This window comes from Oleiphilus sp. HI0117 (assembly GCF_001635235.1).
On sequence record NZ_LWGA01000994.1, the window covers coordinates 1 to 1,347 of the forward strand.

Annotated in this window: 2 protein-coding genes; one reads left to right on the forward strand and one right to left on the reverse strand. The window is 43.9% G+C overall.

What is annotated here, in order from left to right; all coding sequences use genetic code 11:
• A partial coding sequence (locus tag A3757_RS17930) for a hypothetical protein (protein ID WP_197470115.1) occupies positions 1-196 on the reverse strand: 196 nt, incomplete at its 3' end.
• Between the two features lie 319 nt (positions 197-515).
• Here A3757_RS17930 and A3757_RS17935 point away from each other — a divergent pair.
• Positions 516-1,347 (forward strand): nucleotide sugar dehydrogenase (locus tag A3757_RS17935; RefSeq protein ID WP_156506392.1); only part of this gene is annotated, 832 nt, incomplete at its 3' end.

Below are 1,347 nucleotides of genomic sequence, written 5' to 3' on the forward strand. Positions count from 1 at the left end.
CACTCAACACCACCGCAAAGGAGATCATCTGAAGTTTAGGTGACTCCAGAATAACATTTACTTCGTCCGCGGCACCCCACATATTTCGCAACTCGACACCGGCAACAACCGCCAACATCAACAAGCAAAATTCAACTGCCCCTAAAACGAGAAACTTACTATGCAAATAATGATTTAAAACACGTACGTGAGCCACTAACGATTACCTTGAATGGAACTGAGAATTTTCTACAAACAACCCGGCTAAGCGAAAGAATAACACCCCACCAACACCCTAGCCGGAGAATAATACAGCTGTACGATAAAAGACGTAAATACAGAATTCACCTTTCATCATAGACTATTTCTTTAAATTATCTGCTTCGTCCTTTACTATTCTCTTAGAATTCAGTCTATCCTGAAGAATTAGTTGCGGCATTATGCAATAATCCGTCACCTTTTTTAAGCGTTCATTGTAAGTCATTTGTAAACAGTCGGCGCAAAGTTTTTATTTATTGATGAAAGATCGAGAGACCATGGAAACAAATACACAAATTTGCATTATCGGACAGGGCTATGTAGGTCTGCCACTGGCAGTCGAATTTGGGAAGAAATTCCCAACCATAGGGTTTGACATCAAAGAAGATCGCATCAACGAGTTACGCGAAGGTGTTGATAGCACACTAGAATGCTCATCTGAAGAGCTTGCTGAGAGCACACACCTCACCTTCACAACCCAGCTCGATGATATCAAGAATGCTACCGTCTATATCGTCACAGTTCCTACACCGATCGATGACTACAAAACACCAAACCTAACGCCGCTAATCAAAGCGAGCGAGATGCTTGGCAAAGTAGTCAAAAAGGGCGATTACGTTATTTACGAGTCGACTGTTTACCCGGGTGCAACCGAAGAAGACTGTTTACCACTAATCGAGCAAGGCTCTGGTTTGAAGCTAAATGAAGATTTCTTTGCGGGATACAGCCCGGAACGAATCAATCCTGGCGATAAAGAACACCGTGTCACGAACATTCTCAAAGTTACCTCTGGCTCAACGCCTGAAGCGGCAACTTTTATTGATGACCTTTATAAAAGCATCATCGTTGCCGGCACGCACAAAGCAGCTTCTATTCGTGTAGCTGAAGCCGCAAAAGTTATTGAAAATACCCAGCGTGACGTCAACATCGCTCTCGTTAACGAGCTTTCTTTAATTTTTGATAAAATGGGCATCGACACCCTGGAAGTACTCGAAGCCGCTGGCACAAAGTGGAACTTCCTCCCCTTCCGCCCAGGCTTGGTTGGCGGTCACTGTATTGGTGTAGACCCATACTACCTAACACATAAAGCGCAATCGATTGGTTACCACC